The sequence below is a fragment of the Arenibacter troitsensis genome (assembly GCF_900177645.1).
Lineage (GTDB): Bacteria > Bacteroidota > Bacteroidia > Flavobacteriales > Flavobacteriaceae > Arenibacter > Arenibacter troitsensis.
This window is the reverse complement of record NZ_FXAO01000006.1, coordinates 339004-355147: the sequence shown is the minus strand read 5'-3', so window position 1 is coordinate 355147 and position 16144 is coordinate 339004. Positions and strand designations below refer to the sequence as shown.

Genomic DNA, 16144 nt, shown 5'->3' with positions numbered 1-16144 from the left:
GGAAATATATTCAAATAACAATTCTTAATGTATAAAATAGTTCAATACATAGCCATAATATCACTTTTTGCGGCTTGTTCCCAGAAATCCGAACCAAATGCCTTGGTAATGCCGGTGTCCAACACCATTGAGGTAAAGGATACGGATAGTAAGGATTCCATTTTGCTTAAAGCGGCCCATGTGGTGCCAACGACCAATCAGTACTTAGCGCTGCAAAACGAGTTTATAGCATTTATTCATTTTGGTCCAAATACCTTTACCAGAATGGAATGGGGAAATGGAATGGAAGATCCCAAAATTTTTGACCTCCAGAATTTGGATACAGATCAATGGTGTAAGGCTATGAAGGATGCGGGTATGAAAATGGTAATATTTACCGCCAAGCACCATGATGGTTTTGTATTATGGCAAAGCCGTTATACGGAACACGGGGTAATGTCTTCGCCATTTAGGGAAGGAAAAGGGGATGTTCTAAAGGAGTTGTCCGAATCCTGTAAAAAATATGGGCTAAAATTAGGGGTGTACCTATCGCCGGCAGATCTGTTCCAAATAGAAAACAAGGATGGACTTTATGGAAATTTAAGTGAATACACGGAAAGAACAATTCCGAGACAGGTAGAAGGCAGGCCATTTGAAAACAAGACTACATTCACTTTTAAAGTGGACGACTATAACGAATATTTTTTAAACCAACTCTTTGAATTGCTTACCGAATACGGACCCATCCATGAAGTTTGGTTCGATGGTGCCCACCCAAAAAGAAAAGGTGGACAGACCTATAACTATTTGGCATGGAAGGAATTGATAAAGGCTTTGGCACCAAAGGCGGTAATCTTCGGGAAAGAAGACATTCGCTGGTGCGGCAATGAGGCTGGTAAAACTAGGGATACGGAATGGAATATAATTCCCTATCCGGAAGACCCCGGTCAAATGAATAGCTTTCCAGATTTAACAGAGGAGTCTTTGGGAAAAAGCGAGGACCTCTTTAAGGGCAAATTTCTTCATTACCAACAGGCGGAAACCAATACTTCTATCCGTGAGGGATGGTTTTATAGGGATGATGAAGACCAGAAAGTACGTAGTGCGGATGATGTATTCGATATTTATGAACGGTCGGTTGGAGGAAATTCTACCTTCTTATTGAACATTCCACCCAATAGGGAGGGAATGTTTTCCCCTACAGATGTTTCTGTACTGGAAGAAGTTGGCCAAAGGATCAATGACACTTACGGAGTTAATTTGCTATCCAGTGCCAATGGGCCTAAGGAGGTCTTGGACAATGATCTGTCCACTTTTAAATTGTTGGGCCAGGGAGCCCAAGAAATGGTTATTGAAACCAATACTCCGGTCACTATAAACAGATTGGTTATCCAGGAAGCGATAAACACGCACAGTGAACGTGTGGAAAAGCATGCCCTTGACGTTTGGGAGGACAATGCCTGGAAAGAAATTGCCACGGCTACCAATATTGGGTATAAACGAATTTTACGTTTCCCAGAAGTTACAACCCAAAAAATGCGCATTAGAATCTTGGAATCCCGGTTTTATCCAGCTATCGCATCTATATCGGCCCATTATTACAAGGCAAGGCCTCCGCAACTTAGTATAGAAAGATCGGTAGAGGGGCTGGTAACCATATTCCCAAAAAAGGATAGTTTTGGATGGAAACCGCACGGGGAAGATGTTGCCGGAAACATAAATTCTGGCTACAACATTCGTTTTTCTACGGACGGTAGCGAACCCACTGCAACTTCAGAAATTTATGATCGGCCCTTTAATATCCCTTCAGGAGAGGTGAAGGCAGTAGCAGAGGTCAATGGAAAATTAGGCAGTGTTGCCTCCCAGAAATTCGGAATCGTAAAGAAAGATTGGAAGCCTGCAGGGGAAGATAGTGTTATAGGGGAACATGCTGCTGTAAACGCCTTCGACGGCGACCCCGCAACTTTTTGGAGCTCGGTGGAAAAATCAGGAACGCATTATATCAATATAGACCTTGGTAAGGATTATGCCATTAGTGGGTTTACCTACACGCCTCAAACTTTTTCGTCCGAAGGGATGATAGAAAAGGGTACTGTTAGGATAAGTGCAGATGGAAAAACTTGGAAAAATGTTGAGGATTTTCAGTTTGGAAACTTAATAAACGACCCAACCACCAGAACCCATATGTTCCAGTCCAAGATCAATGCCAGATATATAGGGATTGAATCTAAATTTATCGCCGGAAATGGTAAAGCGGCGGCCATTGCGGAATTGGATTTTTTATTGGATTAATAGTTTGGAAACAATTTTTTTAATGGAACAAAGATTCCTGTTTTATTTTGTATTGGCCCTTTCCTTAATCGGTTGCTCACCAAAGGCATCCGATATTTATATTACTACCAATAAAGAGACGTATCAAGAAGGGGAGCTGTTTTTTGGTACTATCAATGAAGGTTTAAACGCGGTAACCCAACTTAGAAATGAGGGAAATAAAAAGGCCCTGACCCTTCATATTATGGAGGGGGAGCATAGAATAAACGCTGCCATAAGGATATCACCGGAACTCGGTCCTTTGAAATTGATCGGGGATGGGGTAGGGAAGTCCGTTATTAAGGGCTCCAAATTGCTCAACCCTCAATGGGAAAAGTTCAATGACCATATTTGGATGGCACAATTGGAAAAGGAGGAAGGCTTTGATCAGCTCTTCGTTAACGGAAATAAACAAATATTGGCACGTTACCCAAATTACGATGAGAAAGGTGGACACTGGCAGGGTCATGCCGAAGATGCCATATCTCCAGAGAGGATAAAGACTTGGGGCAATCCGGCAGGAGTTATAGTGCATGCTATGCATAGTGGTGAGTGGGGCGGATTTCATTATGTTTCCACAGGGGTAGATGAAAATGGAGAGCTTAAACTGTCTGGCGGCCATCAGAATAATCGTCCCTCACCAATGCATGCCAAGTACCGAATGGTAGAAAATGTATTCGAAGAATTGGATGCTCCAGGAGAGTGGTTCCTGGACGGTGAACTTAAATTGTATTATAGGCCGGCCGAAGGAACAGACATGAGCAATGCCACGGTAGAAGGGGTTCAACAAAAACATTTGTTGGAAATAGTGGGTTCGGAGGAGAATCCGGTAAGGGATATAGAAGTAAGTAATATAAGATTTGAACATGCCCAACATACTTTTATGGAAAAGTATGAGCCATTGTTGAGAAGCGATTGGACCATATACAGAGGGGCGGCAATTTTTGTTGAAGGGACACAAAATGTGAAAATTAGAAATTGCGAACTCACTAATTTGGGAGGGAATGCTATTTTGGCAAGTAACTACAATAGGGACTTAATCATTGCGGAAAATCATATACACGATTGCGGGGCATCGGGCATCAGTTTTGTAGGTAGTCCGGAAGCGGTGAGGTCGCCATCATTTCAATATGAAGAATTTGTTCCATTGGCGGAATTGGATACGGTTGCTGGACCAAAATCAAACAAATATCCCAGTAATTCCATAGCGGAGAACAATTTAATAAATCGTATAGGGAGGGTAGAAAAGCAAACGGCTGGGGTGCAGATAGCCATGGCCATGGATATTACCGTAAGTCACAACAGCATATACGACGTTCCAAGGGCAGGTATTAATATTGGAGATGGTACTTGGGGCGGACATATTATTGAATATAATGATGTTTTTAATACCGTATTGGAATCTGGGGATCACGGGGCATTTAATTCCTGGGGCAGGGACCGATTTTGGCACCCTAATCGCGCTACTATGAATGAAATAGTGGCCGCCAATCCGGAAATGCCCAAATGGGATGCCATTCATACTACGGTAATCAGAAATAATAGGTTTCGCTGTGATCACGGCTGGGATATAGATCTGGACGACGGCTCCTCCAATTACCATATATACAACAATCTTTGCTTAAATGGTGGGATTAAATTGCGCGAAGGATTTTATCGCACCGTGGAAAACAACATTATGATAAATAACGGCTTCCATCCGCATGTATGGTTCAAGAACAGTGGGGATGTTTTTAAGCACAATATTGTTTTTACCGAGCACAAGGATATACGATTACAGGATTGGGGCAAGGAAGTAGATTATAATCTCTTTCCAGATGAGGCAACCTTGAAACAAACCCAAATAAAAGGGGTGGATACTAACAGTATTTTTGGCAATGTATTATTTGTTGATCCAAAATTGGGGGACTATACGGTGAAAGGGGAATCGCCTGCCTTTAAAATAGGGTTCAAAAACATAGATATGGATAGTTTTGGGGTTACCAATATTGAACTTAAGTCAATGGCAAAAACCCCTAACATACCTACTATGTTTTTTGGGGATAGCGGTGAAAAGGATGCAGTGGTTCAATGGTTGGGTTCGCAAATTAAAAGTATTACTACAATGGCCGAGAGGTCGGCTTCGGGATTAAACAATACGGCAGGTGTCCTTGTATTGGCCATAGGGCCGCAGACGGTTATAGGAAAATCCCCGCTTCAGGTAGGGGATGTTATAATATCGGCCGAAGGCGATAAAATAAATACGGTGGCGGATTTAATGAAAACTTACCAAAATAATAATTGGAAAGGGAAATTGAATCTAACTATATTTAGGAATCAAAAAGAAAAGCAGGTATTATTGAACACTAAAAAGTAAGGAAAAGAGTATGAAGGGTTGGTATAAGTATTTTATTGTGGCAGTATTGATGGGTGGAACCATCTATGGCCTTAATGTTAAAACAAGCAGTATTGAGGAAAATCGGCCTAATATTATTTATGTTTTGGCCGATGATCTGGGATATGGTGATATTGCCATCTATAATCCGGAAGGTAAAATAAAAACGCCCCATCTGGATGCCATGGGGTCTGCTGGAATGATTTTTACGGATGCCCATACTTCCTCTGCTGTCTGTACCCCTACGCGCTATGGAATTATTACCGGAAGGTATAATTGGAGAAGTCCATTAAAAAGTTCGGTGCTTACCGGAAATTCCAAGGCATTGATTCCTAAAAACAGAACTACCGTGGCCTCCTTGCTCAAAAAAGAGGGTTACGAAACCGCCTTTATTGGAAAATGGCATTTAGGGTGGGACTGGGCTCTAAAGAATCCCAGTTTGGAATCTGGTGAAGGTTGGAATCCGGAGGATTTTGACAATATAGATTTTTCCAAGGAAGTTAAGAATTCACCAAACACACTTGGGTTTAAATACTCTTATGGGCATTGCGGTTCATTGGATATGGCACCATATGTGTATGTGGAAAACGGTATGCCCACCATGGTCCCGGATAGCGTTACCGAGAGTAAGGACAAGTATGGTTGGTGGCGTAAAGGACCTACTGCCCGTGATTTTGATTTTGATGATGTTACCCCCAACTTTTTTAGAAAATCCTTCGGTTATATTAAAGAAAAGGCAAAAGGAAAGTCACCATTCTTTTTGTATTTGGCATTGCCTTCACCCCATACGCCCATTTTACCGACCGAAGAATGGAAGGGAAAAAGCGATCTAAACCCATACGGCGATTTTATGATGATGATAGATGCCTATATGGGACAATTGACCGAGGTGATAAGACAAGCAGGAATTGAAGACAATACTATCGTGATTTTTACAAGCGATAATGGTTGTTCCCCTGCTGCCAAGATAGATGAAATGTTGGCCAAAGGGCATAAACCGAACGGAATTTTAAGGGGTCATAAGGCCGATATTTTTGAAGGGGGTCATAGAGTGCCTTTTATGGTGAAATGGCCCGCAAAGATTAAGCCGAATACCAAATCCGATAAAACCATATGCACAACGGATTTGTTGGCTACCTGTGCAGATATAGTGGGAGTTGATTTGGCAGATGACGAAGGGGAGGATAGTTTTTCGTTTTTACCGCTGTTGACCAATCCAGCATCCAAAGATTATCTAAGGGAGGCTACGGTACATCATTCCATTAACGGGAGTTTTGCAATACGAAAGGATAATTGGAAAATGATTTTTTGCCCCGGGTCCGGAGGATGGAGTGATCCCAAACCAAATTCGGAAGGGATAGGGAATCTTCCCAAATTTCAGCTGTACGACCTAAGTACGGATCCCCAGGAGAAGAATAATGTGTATGGTCAGTTCCATGAAGTGGAAAGCGCCCTGACCAGACTAATGGTCACCTATATTGAAAATGGCAGAAGTAGGGAAGGCGAAAAGCAAGAGAACGAGCCCGAAGGGTACGGCAGTAAGGATTGGAAGCAATTGAAGGTGTTTTATAATTGATTTGAAAATTTGAAAATGCCTCAATTTGGATGTTTGTTTTAGAAACCAGAAACCAGAAACTAAAATTATATAAATAGTAATTCAATAAATAGAAACAAATGAAACTAATAAGATTTGGAGAAGTAGGAAAGGAAAAACCGGGAGTGCAATTGGAAAATGGTACCCGATTGGACGTATCGGCCTTTGGAAGGGATTACAACGAGGATTTCTTTGGAACGGATGGCTTGGCCCAATTAAAGGATTGGTTGGCTAAAAATGAAAGCAGTTGTCCTAAAGTGGACAATAACGTTCGTTTGGGTGCGCCATTGGTGAGACCGTCAAAAATTGTTTGTGTTGGTCTTAACTATGCCAAACATGCAGCAGAAAGCGGAATGGCAGTACCTAAGGAACCAGTATTGTTCTTTAAAGCTACTTCGGCAATCGTTGGTCCCAATGATGATGTGATCATTCCAAAAGGAAGTGAAAAAACAGATTGGGAAGTGGAGTTGGCCGTAGTTATAGGTAAAAAGGCTTCTTATGTGTCGGAGGCCAATGCTTTGGATCACGTTGCAGGTTACGTATTGCATAACGACTATAGCGAAAGGGCCTTTCAAATTGAAAGGGAAGGACAATGGGTTAAAGGAAAAAGTTGTGACACCTTTGCTCCAATAGGACCTTTTATTGCTACCAAAGACGAAATAAAAGACCCTAACAATTTACACTTGTGGTTAAAATTAAATGGGGAAACGGTACAGGATAGTTCAACTTCCGATTTTATCTTCAATGTACAAGAGGTGGTAAGTTATATCAGTCAGTTCATGACCCTATTGCCAGGGGATATTATTTCTACAGGAACTCCTTTTGGGGTGGGATTAGGATTTAATCCACCTAAATATTTAAAACCAGGGGATGTGGTAGAATTGGGAATTGAGGGACTTGGTACTTCCAAGCAAACGGCTAAGGCCTATAGCGGGAAATAAGAACCTTAAAACCAACCAAACCAACCGGCATGATTTCCAAATTCCATTTCATCGTTATATGCGCGCTACTTGCGGTGTATTGCCCTCAGCTTAAAGGGCAAGAATTGAAGTGGACCGAGATTGAAAATGGAATTTGGAAAGCCAGTGTTGGGGAGTCAGAGGATATAAGTTTGCTTCAGGCTGCGGATATACGGCCCAAGGTTAATGCACTTGACAAACTACCTACAGCCAATTTTCCGTTTCCGGAAGATAGGGTCAAAACAAAAATAGTTGATGGAAAGACCTATTTGCAGTTTCCGTTGACCAGGGAAGAGCAAATTTATGGCTTGGGACTTAACTTTAAAACAGTACACCAGAGAGGCCGCATCATGCAATTGCACGTGGATCATTATGGTGGTCGCGATGATGGCCGTACGCACGCCCCAGTACCTTTTTATGTGTCTTCCAGAGGGTATGGAGTATTGATAGACGCTGCCAGATATATTACGGTCTATGCCGGGACGGGTATTAGGGTAGATGCCGATGATAAACCGGTTTTGAGGGACAGGAACACGGATCCCCATTGGCAGGCGCAACCTTATTCCGATGCCGTGGAGATTTTGGTGCCGGCAAAGGGAACCGATGTTTATATTTACGGAGGTGCTACCCCCATGGAGGCTGTACAACGCTATAATTTATATAACGGAGGTGGTTATATTCCCCCGAAATGGGGCCTTGGTTTTACCCAGAGGGTACCTACGCTTTACAGTCAGGAAGATATTGCCCAAGAAGCCCAAGAATTTGAAGATCACGATTTTCCCTTAGATTTTATCGGAGTGGAGCCAGGTTGGCATAGTATGGCCTATCCCTGTACTTTTGAATGGGATAGGACAAGATTCCCAGACCCGAAGAAGTTCAATAGTGAATTATTGAAGGATGGGATTAGAACAAATTTATGGTTGAACCCCTATGTGTCCCCCGTAGGTTCCCTATATCCGAAATTAAAGGGTCTCTCCGCTTCGCATACGGTGTGGAACGGTATAGTGCCCGATTTGATGCTTGCTGAAACCCGCGATATCTTTAAGGAACACTTTGTTCAAAATCATTTGAATCTTGGCGTAAGTGGCTATAAAATTGATGAGGTGGATGGTTTTGATTTTTGGATTTGGCCAGATGTAGCTACATTTCCCTCAGGCTATAGTGGGGAGCAAATGAGACAGGTCTACGGACTGTTGATTCAGGATATGACCGCCAAATGGTTCAAGGAAAGGAATCAAAGGACCTATGGCCTGGTAAGGGCTTCCAATGCCGGTGCAAGTTCCTTGCCCTACGTTATTTACAATGATTATTACAGTCACAAGGATTTTATAACAGCCTTGGTAAATAGCAGTTTTATTGGGGTGCTCTGGACACCGGAGGTAAGGGCCTCCAAGACGGCCGAGGAGTGGTTAAGGAGAATGCAATCTGTTTGCTTTTCACCTATGGCCATGCTGAATGCCTGGGCGGACGGTACCAAACCTTGGTCATTCCCTGAAGTGGAAGCTGCCGTAAGGGACGTGGCCAATTTAAGGATGCGGTTATTGCCTTATATTTATTCCACTTTTTCCCAATATCATTTTGAAGGCTTGCCTCCCTTTAGGGCCATGAATTTGGTGGAGGGCTTTTCTTATGACCAGCAAGTAGCCGAAGGGGAATTGGACTCTACGGACAATCCCTATAAAGTAGCCATAAAAAGTGAGATAAAGGATCAATACATGATGGGCGACAATATTTTGGTGGCCCCAATGTTCGAAGGGGAAAAGGAGAGAAAGGTTATTCTACCCAAAGGGAAGTGGTTCGATTTCTACGACGGTAAATTCGTAGGTGAAAATGAAGTGATTACAGTAGCTCCCGGGTTGGAAAAAATTCCATTGTTTGTAAGGGATGGAGGAATAATTCCTATGCGACCGGTTCAAAGACAGGCGCCAAAATTGGGCGAGAAAGTAGATTTGATTATCCGTCACTATGGGACAAGTGAAGGAGAGTATACCCTTTACGATGATGACGGACTAAGTTTCGATTTTGAAAAAGGACAATTTACTAATGTAGAAATACAGGTCAAAAAGGACCGAAAAGGAAAACTTGTAGGCACCATAAGTAGCCCTGAAAAAGGGAAACCCTATAGCTATAACAAAAAGGTGACCTGGGAATTTAAAACCAAGTAATATCTACCTAAGAACTGAAATATGAAAAAACTACTAGGATTACTGCTCTTACTTGTTGCCTCCAATACTTATGGGGAAATTTGGCTTCCTTCCATTCTTTCGGATAATATGGTACTGCAACAACAGGCGAACGTTACTATTTGGGGATGGACCACGGCTACCAGTGAAGAGATAACGGTGTATGGCACTTGGAATAATGAGAAGGTTACCACCAAGGCCTTCCAAGGGGTATGGTCTTTGCAATTGCCGACGCCCAAAGCTGGAGGTACGTACAGTGTAATGGTGGAAGGCCATGAAAAATTGGAATTGAAGAATGTATTGATAGGTGAGGTTTGGTTGGGGTCGGGACAAAGCAATATGCAATGGACCCCTAAAAATGGGTTGGAGAATGTTGAGGAGGAAATAAAAAATGCCAATTATCCTGAGATACGTTTCTTTCAGGTAGCGCAACAAATATCGGACAATCCCCAAGATCAATTGAACGGAAAATGGGAGGTTTGTACCCCTGAAACTATGGAGAAGTTTAGTTCCGTAGCTTATTTCTTTGGAAGGGAGCTGTATAAGAATTTATCAGTTCCGGTAGGCCTCATCAACTCTAGTTGGGGCGGTACGCCAGTGGAGGTTTGGTTAAAAAAGGAATTAATAAGCCAAGATGCTCAATTGTCGGAAGCAGCCAAAAAATTGAACAAGGTGGCCTGGTGGCCCAGTAATCCCGGCTTGGCCTATAATGCCATGATACACCCCATTACTAAATTCAATATCGCAGGTTGTATTTGGTACCAAGGGGAGTCCAACAGGGTAAACCCGGTTTCCTATTATAAATCGTTTCCTTTAATGATAAAATCCTGGAGGGAGGAATGGGGTAAGAATCTGCCATTTTATTTTGTACAGATAGCCCCCTATAAATATGACGACCCAATGGATACGGATGCGGCACATGTAAGGGACGCACAATTATATACCATGCAAAATTTGGACAACACGGGCATGGTGGTCACCAATGATATTGGAAATTTAGAGAATATCCACCCTATTAACAAGCAAGATGTAGGGTACCGTTTGGCACTTTGGGCCTTAGGTAAAACCTATGGGAAGGAAGGGTTGGAATATTCGGGACCGGTGTATAGGTCCAAGGAAATTAAAAATAAAAAAATTGTCCTCAGTTTTGATTATGCCGAAAAGGGTTTAATACAAAAGGGCAAGGATTTGCGAGAGTTTTTTATTGCTGGGGAAGATGGGGTGTTTTATCCCGCCAAGGCTAAAATTAGGGGTAATACGGTAGAAGTGTCTTCCTCTAAGGTTAAAAAGCCAACAGCGGTTCGGTTTGCTTTTACCAATGGGGCATTGCCCAATCTTTTTAATTCAGCAGGCTTGCCTGCCTCCGCTTTTAGAACGGATAATTGGGAATTGAAATAATTTAAATTACATAATTTTTATACATGAAGAGACTTATTGCCACTTTATTTATTATGACGATCGGGACAAATTTCGCGCAGGAGCAAGCACAGGACACCGTGCTGCAGAATGAGCAAAAGATGCAATGGTTCAAAGATGCCAAATTGGGTATTTTTATCCATTGGGGCTTGTATTCCGTAAATGGGATCGATGAATCCTGGTCGTTCTACAATGGTTATATTTCCCATGAAAATTATCTAAAGCAGACCAAGGGGTTCACCGCCAAAAAATATGACCCACAAGCATGGGCCGATCTGATAAAGCGCAGTGGCGCCAAATATTCGGTAATCACTGCCAAACACCACGAAGGTTTTGCCCTGTGGGACACTAAATTTGGGGATTTTAACGCCGTTAAGGGTTCTGCGGCAAAGAAGGATGTTTTAACGCCCTTTGTCTCCGAGCTGCGCAAAAATAATTTAAAAGTGGGCATTTACTATTCCTTGCCCGATTGGTCCTACCAAGATTATACCCACTTTACAAGAGATTCCGTTAGATACAAAATTTCCGAAGAACCCAAACGATGGAACAAGTTCCTAAACTATTATCAAGGTCAGTTAAAGGAATTGTCCGATAATTACGACCCGGACCTGTATTGGTTTGATGGGGATTGGGAACACAATTCAGAAGAATGGGAAGTGCCCAAAGTAAGACAAATGCTTTTCGATAAAAATCCCAATACCATTTTAAATTCCAGACTTAGGGAACAAGGCGATTACGCCACTCCGGAACAAGGTATGCCCATTACCAGGCCAAAGAACAAATTTTGGGAATTGTGCCTTACTATGAACGATTCCTGGGGTTTTCAAAAAAACGACCACAATTATAAAACTACCGATCAAATTATCGGGATTTTCGCTGATGTTATTGGAAATGGGGGCAACATGCTATTGGATATAGGTCCCAAAGGAGATGGGAGTATTCCAGAGGAGCAGGTGGCCATCTTGGAAGGTTTGGGACGATGGACCAATAAGCACAAAGAGGCAATCTATGGAACCCGATCCGGGATTCCTAAAGAACATTTTTACGGACCTACTACTTTATCCAAAGACGGGAACATCCTTTATTTGTTCGTAAAAGGCAATTCAAATGGAGAGGTAGTGATACGCGGACTAAAAAATAGGATCAACCGCATTTATGTTGTGGGAGAGGGGACCAAGCTGTCTCATCAGGTTATTGGCAAGGTTTATTGGAGCCATTATCCGGGAATCAATTATATAAAGTTGCCGGAACATGTTCTGGATGAAAATATGACCGTGCTTGCCGTTATGTTGGATGGTAAGGTAGATCTATATCGCGAGGATGGTGCGGTAATAGAGAGTAATTAAGTTATTGTAAAAAAGTACACAGATGAAAGGTTATGTATTGGGGTGTTTCATAGTAGGTCTTCTAAGTTTTGGCTGTAAGGACAAGGTAGTGCCTAAAGATATTGATGTACCCACCACCCCCAATTTGGTACTTTTTTTCGTGGATGATATGGGCTGGCAGGACACTTCGGTTCCATTTTGGAGTGAAAGGACGCAGTATAATGAGCTTTACCAAACCCCAAATATGGAACGCTTGGCAAAAGAGGGTATGAAATTTACCCAGGCCTACTCCACTGCGGTATGTTCGCCGACCAGGGTAAGTCTAATGACCGGTATGAATGCGGCCAGACACAGGGTTACTAACTGGACATTGTACAAGGACAAACTACAGCCCATGGAAACCAACCACAAAACCCTAAAATTTCCAGAATGGAACGTAAATGGGTTAAGTCCGGTTGAAGGGGTGGAAAAAGCAGTACATGCTACTCCCTTGCCTCAGGTTTTGAAGGAGGCAGGCTATGTTACCATACATTCCGGAAAGGCGCATTTGGGGGCTATTGGTACCCCAGGGGAAGATCCTTTGAAACTTGGTTTTGAAATAAATATAGCCGGACACGCAGCAGGGGCTCCCGGGAGTTATTTGGGAACCGAGAATTTTGGAAATGGAAAGGAAGGAAGGAAAGTATGGGCTGTTCCCGGATTGGATAAATATTATGGCAAGGATATATTTTTAACGGAGGCCATAACACAGGAGGCCAAACTGGCCATGGATTCCGCCTTGGAAAAAAGCAAACCTTTCTTTTTGTATATGGCACATTATGCGGTGCATACCCCCATAATGGCAGATAGCAGATTTGTTCAGAAATATTATGACAAAGGTCTGGATTCCACAGAGGCCAAATACGCTGCTTTGGTAGAGGGAATGGACAAGAGTTTGGGCGATATAATGGATTATCTGGATAATAAAAAGATTTCGGACAATACTATTATCCTTTTTATGTCGGATAACGGTGGCCTTAGTGCTGTGGCCAGGGGAGGGGAAAAACACACCCATAACAAACCTTTGAGCAGTGGAAAAGGTTCAGCTCATGAAGGGGGTATCCGCGAGCCAATGTTGGTAAAGTGGCCAGGGAAAATTAAACCTAATTCGGTGGTAGACCAACAAGTGATAATAGAAGATTTTTACCCCACCATTTTGGAAATGGCAGGCATTAAGAACTATGAAACGGTACAAAAGGTAGACGGTGTTAGTTTTCTGCCAACGCTTTCCGGCAAGTCTAGTGGTGTTACTAGACCATTATTTTGGCACTATCCCAATGAATGGGGGCCATCCGGACCGGGAATCGGAGCTTCCAGCAGTACCAGGGTGGGCGACTGGAAATTTATTTACTACTACAAGGATAGTAGCATGGAGTTGTTCAATATCAAGGAGGATATTGGGGAAACCAGGAATTTGGTAAAAGAGCAGCCAGAAAAAGCAAGGGAGTTAGCCAAGATATTATCGGATTACTTAAGGAACGTGGAGGCCCAGATACCTTCCAGAAAAGATACAGGGGAACAGATTGCCTATCCGGATGAGATATTAAATATTTACAAAAGCTAAAAAGAATATGAAGTTAAGATTGTTTTTACTTTGTTGCTTTTGTTTTGTTTCTGCATTTTCCCAAAATGGGGAAGACGACTTATACTTATTCGATAATTTTGGAAGAGTGTCCGGTGATAACATTTTTAAAACGGACGGGTACTTTAATTGGGGAAGTTCCATAATCAAGGAAAGGGAGGGCAAATACCATTTATTTTATTCCCGCTGGAAAAAACAATACGGGTTTCATGGTTGGCTTACCCATTCGGAGATTGCCCATGCCACCAGTAAAAGTCCGTCCGGACCATGGAAATACAAGGAAACAGTGCTCCGGGGTAGTGGGCAGGGCAACTGGGATGCGATAACAGCGCACAACCCGAAAATCAAATATTTTGAAGGTAAATATTATTTGTACTATATAGGGACCAATATGGGTGGCAAGGATTATACCGATGGCGAATTGGTAGAAACCGCCAAAACAGGTTATGCCCATCCCAATTGGAGGATATTGCGTCCCAATCAGCGTACGGGGGTGGCGGTGTCGAATTCCTTGAACGGACCTTGGACGAGAATGGATAAACCCTTGGTGGAACCCTCAGGACCCATTGCCACACTTACTGTTAATCCCGCTATTGACAAGGGCAAGGATGGCAAGTATTATTTGATTATAAAAGGGGATAAGCCCAACGAAAAAAGATTTATCAGGAACCAGGCGGTAGGGATTTCGGAACATCCCGATGGCCCTTTTGAGATTCAGGAGAAACCGGTAATAGATTATATGGACACCGAAGATATGTCTATTTGGTACGATGAAAATCGAGATAGGTTCTATGGCGTTTTCCATGCCCATAATTATATTGGTTTGGTGACTTCGGTGAATGGAACCGACTGGGAAAAGGCCAATGAGTTTGTTCTTAAGAATAAGGAAATTTTATTGGAAGATGGTACGGTCATCGGTCCGGATAGAATGGAACGTCCGTTTGTTTATCATGAGAATGGCCAACCTAAAGTATTGTCAGTAGCGGTAAAGAAAGGGGAGGAATCCTATGCCGTTTTCATACCCATTATTGAGAATGAACTCCCGGTCCCCAACAAGCGGCAATTGGCCTGGCAGGAGGCAGAGCTCGGCGTGGTGTTTCATTATGACCTGCATGTGTTTGATGGGGTAAAATATGGACAGGGAAACAATAGGATCGATCCGGTAGAAGACTATCAAATTTTTAATCCAGAAAAATTGGATACCGATCAATGGGTGAAGGCGGCTAAGGATGCCGGTGCCAAATTTGCCATTCTAACGGCTACCCATGAGACTGGCTTCGCATTGTTTCAATCCAAAGTAAACCCATACAGTGTTAAAGCTTTAAATTGGAAAGATGGTAAAGGGGATGTGGTGGCAGATTTTGTAGCCTCGTGCCGAAAGTATGGAATAAAACCGGGTATTTATCTTGGGATTAGATGGAATTCGTTTTTGGGTGTGCACGACTTTAAAGTTAATGGAGAGGGCGATTTTAAAGAGAATCGACAGAAATGGTATAACAGGATGGTAGAGGGAATGGTAAAGGAAATTTGTACCAATTATGGGGAGTTGTTCGAAATTTGGTTCGATGGTGGAGCCGATCATCCAAAAAATGGTGCTCCGGACGTTTTGCCCATTGTAAGGCAGTACCAACCAAATTGTTTGTTCTATCACAACGGGCAATTGGCAGAAGCCCGATGGGGAGGATCAGAATCGGGAACAGTTGGGTATCCCAATTGGTCAACCTTTCCATACAGGGCTACAGGAGCGGGAGAAAGTGCCATGAAGAATATAGCGGAAAACAGTTTTCAATTGCTGAAAGAAGGGGATGCCAAGGGCAAGTATTGGGTGCCTGCCATGGCCGATGCCCCATTAAGGGGATTTAACGGCCGACACGAATGGTTTTGGGAGCCTGGGGATGAGGACCATATATTTCCCTTGGATAATTTAATGGATATGTACTATAAATCGGTTGGAAGAAACGCCACTTTGATAATAGGCCTAACCCCAGACCCGCACGGATTACTTCCAGAACCGGATGTGCAGCGCCTAAAGGAATGGGGAGAGGAGATGAATAGAAGATTTTCCAATCCTTTGGCCAGTACCCATGGACTGGGAAATGGATTGGAATTAAGATTGAAGGAACCTATGGAAGTAAACCATGTAATACTTCAGGAGGATATAACAAAAGGAGAAAGAATTAGAAAATATCAAATGGAAGCTTATTCGGGAGGTCGCTGGATTACCCTGGCCAATGGGGAGAGCATTGGAAATAAAAGAATTGAGAAATTTGACACTATAAAATTAAGTAGATTACGAATAAAAATTATAGATTCGGACGGTTTAGCACAGATCAAGGATTTTAGTGCCTATTTCGTTGCAGAAAAGGACGTTAAATAAAGAAAA

9 protein-coding genes are annotated in these 16144 nt (G+C 42.7%); all 9 read left to right on the top strand.

The features are described from left to right. Positions 1-27: 27 nt before the first annotated feature. The 9 genes from B9Y87_RS15410 (at position 28) to B9Y87_RS22215 (ending at position 16138) form a co-directional block, all read left to right on the top strand. Positions 28-2271, top strand: a complete 2244-nt coding sequence (locus B9Y87_RS15410; RefSeq protein WP_085499860.1) for an alpha-L-fucosidase — start codon at positions 28-30, stop codon at positions 2269-2271. A gap of 22 nt (positions 2272-2293) precedes the next feature. Continuing rightward, entirely contained in the window at positions 2294-4645 is a 2352-nt protein-coding gene (locus B9Y87_RS15405) for a PDZ domain-containing protein (protein ID WP_085499898.1), read from the top strand. 10 nt (positions 4646-4655) lie between these two features. Beyond that, positions 4656-6239 carry a sulfatase family protein gene (locus B9Y87_RS15400; protein ID WP_085499859.1) on the top strand — a complete coding sequence of 528 codons (1584 nt, stop codon included), beginning with the start codon at positions 4656-4658 and terminating at the stop codon, positions 6237-6239. A 98-nt stretch (positions 6240-6337) separates the two neighbouring features. Beyond that, positions 6338-7198 carry a fumarylacetoacetate hydrolase family protein gene (locus B9Y87_RS15395; protein WP_085499858.1) on the top strand — a complete coding sequence of 287 codons (861 nt, stop codon included), beginning with the start codon at positions 6338-6340 and terminating at the stop codon, positions 7196-7198. A 29-nt stretch (positions 7199-7227) separates the two neighbouring features. Continuing rightward, positions 7228-9381, top strand: coding sequence for a glycoside hydrolase family 31 protein (locus tag B9Y87_RS15390; protein ID WP_085499857.1), 2154 nt, complete (start codon positions 7228-7230; stop codon positions 9379-9381). A 21-nt stretch (positions 9382-9402) separates the two neighbouring features. After that, positions 9403-10797, top strand: coding sequence for a sialate O-acetylesterase (locus tag B9Y87_RS15385; protein ID WP_085499856.1), 1395 nt, complete (start codon positions 9403-9405; stop codon positions 10795-10797). Positions 10798-10820: 23 nt separating this feature from the next. Further along, entirely contained in the window at positions 10821-12161 is a 1341-nt protein-coding gene (locus B9Y87_RS15380; protein WP_085499855.1) for an alpha-L-fucosidase, read from the top strand. A 22-nt stretch (positions 12162-12183) separates the two neighbouring features. Then, a complete protein-coding gene (locus B9Y87_RS15375; protein WP_085499854.1) occupies positions 12184-13743 on the top strand; it encodes a sulfatase in 1560 nt (519 codons plus the stop codon). Between the two features lie 7 nt (positions 13744-13750). Beyond that, entirely contained in the window at positions 13751-16138 is a 2388-nt protein-coding gene (locus B9Y87_RS22215; RefSeq protein ID WP_085499853.1) for an alpha-L-fucosidase, read from the top strand. Positions 16139-16144: the final 6 nt, after the last annotated feature.

Bases quoted from the DNA above. Each gene is read 5' to 3' on its own strand.
- B9Y87_RS15410 (WP_085499860.1), top strand. From the start codon at position 28: ATGTATAAAATAGTTCAATACATAGCCATAATATCACTTTTTGCGGCT.
- B9Y87_RS15405 (WP_085499898.1), top strand. From the start codon at position 2,294: ATGGAACAAAGATTCCTGTTTTATTTTGTATTGGCCCTTTCCTTAATC.
- B9Y87_RS15400 (WP_085499859.1), top strand. From the start codon at position 4,656: ATGAAGGGTTGGTATAAGTATTTTATTGTGGCAGTATTGATGGGTGGA.
- B9Y87_RS15395 (WP_085499858.1), top strand. From the start codon at position 6,338: ATGAAACTAATAAGATTTGGAGAAGTAGGAAAGGAAAAACCGGGAGTG.
- B9Y87_RS15390 (WP_085499857.1), top strand. From the start codon at position 7,228: ATGATTTCCAAATTCCATTTCATCGTTATATGCGCGCTACTTGCGGTG.
- B9Y87_RS15385 (WP_085499856.1), top strand. From the start codon at position 9,403: ATGAAAAAACTACTAGGATTACTGCTCTTACTTGTTGCCTCCAATACT.
- B9Y87_RS15380 (WP_085499855.1), top strand. From the start codon at position 10,821: ATGAAGAGACTTATTGCCACTTTATTTATTATGACGATCGGGACAAAT.
- B9Y87_RS15375 (WP_085499854.1), top strand. From the start codon at position 12,184: ATGAAAGGTTATGTATTGGGGTGTTTCATAGTAGGTCTTCTAAGTTTT.
- B9Y87_RS22215 (WP_085499853.1), top strand. From the start codon at position 13,751: ATGAAGTTAAGATTGTTTTTACTTTGTTGCTTTTGTTTTGTTTCTGCA.